This is a genomic window from Kitasatospora sp. NPDC004723, assembly GCF_040609255.1.
Classification (GTDB): Bacteria; Actinomycetota; Actinomycetes; order Streptomycetales; family Streptomycetaceae; genus Kitasatospora.
Genome location: NZ_JBEXJT010000003.1, coordinates 400,125 through 406,124 on the forward strand (window position 1 = coordinate 400,125; position 6,000 = coordinate 406,124).

The following is a 6,000-nucleotide window of genomic DNA, read 5'->3' on the forward strand; positions in this document are numbered from 1 at the left end:
TCAGGCAAACCGGCGCGGACCGTTCCCGCAAGACGGGGGCCGCCGCGCTGCGCCATAGGAATGCCGCGTTTCAGCCGGAAAGCCCGGCCGCCGGACCGGACTGGCGGCCCGAGAGCTTGTCCGCGCCCCGCGACCGTCGGAGGATTGGCCCGACCACAATCTGTGAGGAGCCGTGATGGGTGCGAGGCCGCTGTTGAACCGCCGGCTGGCGGGCATGGGAACGACGATCTTCGCGGAGATGTCCGCCCTGGCCACGGCCACCGGCTCGATCAACCTCGGCCAGGGGTTCCCGGACACCGACGGCCCCGAGGAGGTCCGCGAGGCCGCCGTGCGGGCCCTGCGCGAGGGGCGCGGCAACCAGTACCCGCCCGGCCCCGGCGTCCCCGAGCTGCGGCAGGCGATCGCCGGGCACCAGCAGCGCTTCTACGGGCTGACGTACGACCCCGACACCGAGGTGCTGGTCACCGCCGGCGCCACCGAGGCCATCGCCGCCGCCCTGCTCGCGCTGCTGGAGCCGGGCGACGAGGTGATCGCGTTCGAGCCCTTCTACGACTCCTACGCCGCCTGCATCGCCATGGCCGGCGCCACCCGCCGCCCGCTCACCCTCCGGGCCCCGGACTTCCGCCCCGACCTCGACGAGCTGCGCGCCCTGATCACCCCGCGCACCCGGCTGCTGCTGATCAACACCCCGCACAACCCCACCGGCACCGTCCTCACCCCCGACGAGCTCACCGCCATCGCCGAACTCGCCGTCGAGCACGATCTGCTGGTGGTCACCGACGAGGTCTACGAGCACCTCGTGTTCACCGGCGCCCACCACCCCGTCGCCGCCCTGCCCGGGATGCGCGAGCGCACCGTCTCCATCTCCTCGGCCGGCAAGACCTTCTCCTTCACCGGCTGGAAGGTCGGCTGGGTGACCGGCACCCCCGAGCTGGTCGCCGCCGTCCGCACCGCCAAGCAGTACCTCACCTACGTCAGCGCCGGCCCCTTCCAGTACGCCGTCGCCGAGGCCCTGAACCTGCCCGACGGCTACTTCGAGGGCCTGCGCGCCGATCTGCGGCACAAGCGCGACCTGCTCGCCGAGGGCCTCTCCGCCGCCGGCTTCCGGGTCTTCCGGCCCGAGGGCACCTACTTCATCACCACTGACATCACCCCGCTGGGCGAGAAGGACGGCGTCGCCTTCTGCCGCACCCTCCCCGAGCGCTGCGGCGTCGTCGCCATCCCCAACGCCGTCTTCTACGACGACGCCGAGGCCGGACGCCCCCTGGTCCGCTTCACCTTCTGCAAGCGGACCGCCGTCCTGGAGGAGGCGGTCGACCGGCTCTCCCGGCTGTCCCGCCCCTGACCCATCGGCGGAACCTCTCGCACGTCCTGACGATTCGTCAATTCGCCCGGCAGACAGTTCGCTTGCTGTCCGCCGGGCCATTCGTGCCGCCCGCGCGGCACGGCGTGCCCCGGGACGGGGAGGGTGGGGGCGTGCAGGACGTGCGGGCGGCGTGCGGACGGCGCACACGGCGCGCGGGCCGGGGTGAGGGGCGCGCGCTGTGCATAGTCGTACACCGGGTCGATCAGAGTAGGGAAGCAGATGTGCTCGAAGCGGTGAATGCTTGACAAAGTTGGGTAAATCACCGACGGACCCGGCGTATTCATGCTTCTCTGCTGCTGAATCTCCAGCCGGAATCCTTCCTTCCACGGTCGGCCGCGCCCTGGACCGCACAGCGCCGAACAGCCTCGCCCTTGCCTAGGCCTACTCGCTGCTGCTCGGCGGGCACGCACGGAGCTGAAACGCGGAGCCGAACATGCTCACCACTTTGCAGACCTCCTACACGGACACCCGCGCGGGTGACCTGGCCTGGTGCCTGGGCGGCGACCCGCTGCCCGCCCTCGCGGTCCGCGACCTGAGACTCGACGTCCCCGGCCACCCCGGCCCGCCCGGCACCCTCCAGCTGCGCCTGCTGGGCGCCTCCCACCAGGTGGTGATCGCCGCCGGGCCGGGCCACTGCCTGGAGACCGTCGCCTGTCTGCCCGGCCGCCGCACGCCGCTGCCCGCCCGGGTGGCCAAGCAGGTGGACGGCTGGGAGTACGAGTTCGCCGCCCGGATCGAGGCGCTGCCGCCGCACGACTTCGCGGCCCGCGCACAGGAGTTGCTGGCCCTGGTCGAGGGGCATCCGCGCGGCCTGGCCGGCGTCTTCCCCGGCGACCCCAGCGCCTTCACCGCGCTGGTCGCCCAGGGCGGCGCGGACCGGCTGCTCTGGCGCACCTGGCACGCCTATCCGCAGGAGGGGCAGCTGGTCTGCACCCGCTCCTCGCTGGTGGTGCCCCGGTGACCGAGGCCGACGAGCCGTCCATAACCCGGCCCACCGGCTTCGCATTCGTACGCAGGAACGATTCGTCAACCTGCCGTACCGCGCTGTCCGTCGAATGGGCGCAGCCGTCCGTCCCGCACGTCGCCTAGCGTTTGTTCGTGATCAATCATCCGGCCGGTCCGCCGCCCGCACAGCCGAGCCTCGACCTCGACGACGGCAGTCCGCCCCGGCCCGGGCGGAGCCTGACCCCGCTGCCCGCCCGCCGCCGCTCCCGGCTGCGCGCCCGCCCCGAACTGGCCCGGCTGGTCGTCCTGCTGGCCGCGTTCGTCTGCGCGGCCTGCGGGCTCGTCTACGAGCTGGAACTCGTCGCCCTCGGCGACTATCTGCTCGGGGACTCGGTCACCCAAACCTCGGTCGTGCTCTCCGTCATGGTGTTCGCGATGGGCCTCGGCTCGCTGCTCGCCAAACGGTTCACCTGCCGGCCGGCCACCGCCTTCGCCCTGGTCGAATGCGCGCTCGCGCTCACCGGCGGCCTCTCCGTCCTGGCGACCTACTCCTGCTGGGCCTGGATCGGCCACCACCAGGCCGTGATGGTCGGGCTGACCTGCCTCATCGGCGTCCTCATCGGCGCCGAGATCCCGCTGCTGATGACCCTCATCCAGCGGATCCGCCGGGAGGACGCCGGCCACGCCGCCGCCGACCTGTTCGCCGCGGACTACGTCGGCGCGCTGATCGGCGGACTCGCCTTCCCGTTCCTCATCCTTCCGCTGCTCGGCCCCGGCAGCGGCGCGCTGCTCACCGGCGCGGTCAACGCCGTCGCCGGGGCCGCGGTGGTGCTCTGGCTCTTCCGCGAGGAACCGGCGCCCCGGGTGCGGCTGCTGCTCTGGGGCGGCTGCGGGCTCGTCCTCGCGCTGCTCGCCGCGGCCGCCGTCTGGTCCGGCGCGGTCGAACGCGCCGCCCGGCAGGCCCTGTACGGCGGGCAGGTCCGCTCCGTCAGCCAGGGCCGGTACCAGGAGATCGTGCTCACCGGCCCCGCCGAGGGCCCGCTGCGGCTCTACCTCGACGGCCGGCTCGCGGTCTGCGGACCCGACGAGTACCGGGGCAGCGAGGGCCTCGTCCACCCGGCGATGGCCGCCGGGCCGGACGCCCGGGTGCTGCTGCTCGGCGGCGGCGACGGGCTGGCCCTGCGGGAGGTGCTGCGGCACCGCGGGGTGCGCTCCGTGCTGCTGGTCGACCGCGACCCGGCGCTCCCCCGGCTCGCCCGCACCGACCCCGGCCTCGCCGCGCTCTCCGGCCGCTCGCTGGACGACCCCCGGGTCCGCACCGTCCAGGCCGACCCGCTGGAGTGGCTGCGCACCGTCCGCCCCGCCCCCGGCGAGTCCTTCGACGTCGTCCTCGCCGACCTGCCCGCGCCCGCCGACGGCGGTCCGGTGACGTTCCACTCCCAGGAGTTCTACGGCCTCACCACCCGGCTGCTCGCCCCCGGCGGGCGGCTCGCCGCCCGCGCCGGCGACGAGCAGCACGGGCGGCAGGGCCTGTGGCAGGCCGAGTCGGGACTGCGGGCCGCCGGGCTGCGGACCGTGCCGTACGCGGTCGCCGGCAGCGCGACCGCCAGCTGCCGTCCGGGGCCGGAGGGCAGCCAGAGCTTCCTGCTCGCCGCGGCCGCCCAACCACCGCTCACCCTCTCCCCCGACGCCCCGCCGCCCCGCGCCCTCACCGCGGACGACCTGCGCGCCTCCGCCGCCCGCCTCACCGCCCTCCGCCCGCTCCACCCACCCGCCGCCCTCACCCTCCTCGGCCCCCACTGACGCGGGAGGGTGCGGGCCGCCCCCATCGGCGGATCGGGGGCGGGTCGGCGGAGGCCGGTAGGGGACAGGGCGGGGCCGGAAGGGGGTTCGGTCGGTAGGCTCCGTGGCATGGAGCATGAGGTTGTCGTCCCGATCCCGGCCGGGCAGGTCCGGCAGGCCCTGCAGGATCCGGCGCTGCTGGCGCGTTCCGTGCCGGGGCTGAGCACCGAACCGGCTGCTGTCGGCAGTGGCGGGGCGGAGGAGATCAGCGGGCGGTTGAAGCTGCGGATCGGCGCCTCCACCATCACGTACAAGGGCGTGCTCTCACTGATCGAGGGCCGCGAGGGCGTGCTGACCGCGTTCGCCGAGGGGCAGGAGGCGCGCGGCAGCGGCGAGGCCACCGCGACCGTCCGGATCAGCGTCACCGAGGGCGCCGGGGAGGGGACCGCGGTGGTCCGCTTCACCGGTGACCTGAGCGCCACCGGGCGGCTCACCGAGTTCGACGGGGAGACGCTCGCCGCGGCCGGCCGCCGGTTGCTGGACCGTTTCACCGCCGCCCTGACCTCCCTGGACGACGAGGCCGACACCGGGGCCGACACCGACGCCCAGGACGACGGCGAGGGCGACCAGGACGCCACCGCGGCGGAGCAGGACACCGCCGGGGAGGCCACCGTGGTGTTCCTGGAGAACCGCCAGGAGGACCGCGAGGACGAGCCCGGCGACGACGTCGACGACGACCTCTCCGACCTCATCGCCTTCTCCGACGCCGACGCCGAGCGCTTCGGCCTCCCGCTCGGGAACGCCGACGAGGACGCCGACGACGTCGACGAGCCCGCCGCGGCCGCCGGAGCCGAGGAGCCCGCCGCCGCGGCCGAGGACGAGGTGTCCGCCGAACTCCCCGCCGAGCTGCCGTTCGGCTACGAGCAGGAGCCGGTGCTCGGCGGCCCGGTGCGCCGCAGCATCGTCGGCCGCTCCGCCGAGGAGGTCGACCACGCCCCGCCGCGCGGCCCGTACGCGCCCGCCCTGCCGGCCCGCAGCGCCCGGGCCCGGGCGGCCACCCGCTGGGGCGGGGACGCCGGCGGCATCGTGGTGCCGGGAACCGGCGGCCGCAGCGCGGTGCCGTGGGTGATCGCCGGCGGCGGGGTGGCCCTGCTGGGCGGCGCGGTGGTGCTGGTCAGGGCCCTGCGGCGGCGCTAGCGTCCCGTTCACCCCCTAGACTGGACGCTCATGAGCAACGACCGCGACGCCCTGCTGGCACAGATCAAGGACAAGGCCGTCGTCCACGGCAAGGTCACCCTCTCCTCCGGCAAGGAGGCCGACTACTACGTCGACCTGCGCCGGATCACGCTGGACGGCCAGGCCGCTCCGCTGGTCGGCCGGGTGATGCTGGACGCCACCGCCCACCTGGAGTACGACGCCGTCGGCGGGCTGACCCTGGGCGCCGACCCGGTCGCCGCCGCGATGCTGCACGCCGCCGCCGCGCGCGGCCGTGAGCTGGACGCGTTCGTGGTCCGCAAGGCCGGCAAGGCGCACGGTCTGCAGCGCCGGATCGAGGGCCCGGAGGTCAAGGGCCGCCGGGTGCTGGCCGTCGAGGACACCTCCACCACCGGCGGCTCGGTGCTGACCGCCGTCGAGGCGCTGCGCGAGGCGGGCGCCGAGGTGGTCGGCGTCGCGGTGATCGTCGAGCGTGGCGGCGCCGCCGCGGTCGAGGCCCAGGGCCTGCCGTACGTCACCGCGTACACCCTGGAGGACCTGGGCCTCTGAGCCCGCTCCTCCTCCCCCGCACAGCGAACGGCCGGGGCCGGTGGGGGTGACCGGTAAAAACACCGGCCCGCCGCGGGTGGGGCACACGGACCGGGTCGCGCGCCGCCGCGGCCCACCCCCGCCCGGCGGCGCGCCGCCCCCGC

5 protein-coding genes are annotated in these 6,000 nt (G+C 75.1%); all 5 read left to right on the plus strand.

Annotation, left to right across the window (positions count from 1 at the left end):
• The first annotated feature begins 175 nt into the window (after positions 1 to 175).
• The 5 genes from ABZW10_RS06550 (at position 176) to pyrE (ending at position 5,857) form a co-directional block, all read left to right on the plus strand.
• Positions 176 to 1,345, plus strand: coding sequence for a pyridoxal phosphate-dependent aminotransferase (locus ABZW10_RS06550; RefSeq protein ID WP_355360874.1), 1,170 nt, complete (start codon positions 176 to 178; stop codon positions 1,343 to 1,345).
• A gap of 454 nt (positions 1,346 to 1,799) precedes the next feature.
• The gene (locus tag ABZW10_RS06555; protein WP_355360877.1) at positions 1,800 to 2,327 is read left to right on the plus strand and encodes a DUF2617 family protein; all 528 of its coding nucleotides are present in this window, start codon (positions 1,800 to 1,802) and stop codon (positions 2,325 to 2,327) included.
• Positions 2,328 to 2,464: 137 nt separating this feature from the next.
• Positions 2,465 to 4,114, plus strand: coding sequence for a polyamine aminopropyltransferase (locus tag ABZW10_RS06560; RefSeq protein ID WP_355360880.1), 1,650 nt, complete (start codon positions 2,465 to 2,467; stop codon positions 4,112 to 4,114).
• Positions 4,115 to 4,222: 108 nt separating this feature from the next.
• On the plus strand, positions 4,223 to 5,290 hold the full coding sequence (locus ABZW10_RS06565; protein ID WP_355360883.1) for a hypothetical protein: 1,068 nt from the start codon (positions 4,223 to 4,225) through the stop codon (positions 5,288 to 5,290).
• Between the two features lie 30 nt (positions 5,291 to 5,320).
• A complete protein-coding gene (gene pyrE, locus ABZW10_RS06570) occupies positions 5,321 to 5,857 on the plus strand; it encodes an orotate phosphoribosyltransferase (protein WP_355360886.1) in 537 nt (178 codons plus the stop codon).
• Positions 5,858 to 6,000 lie beyond the last annotated feature (143 nt).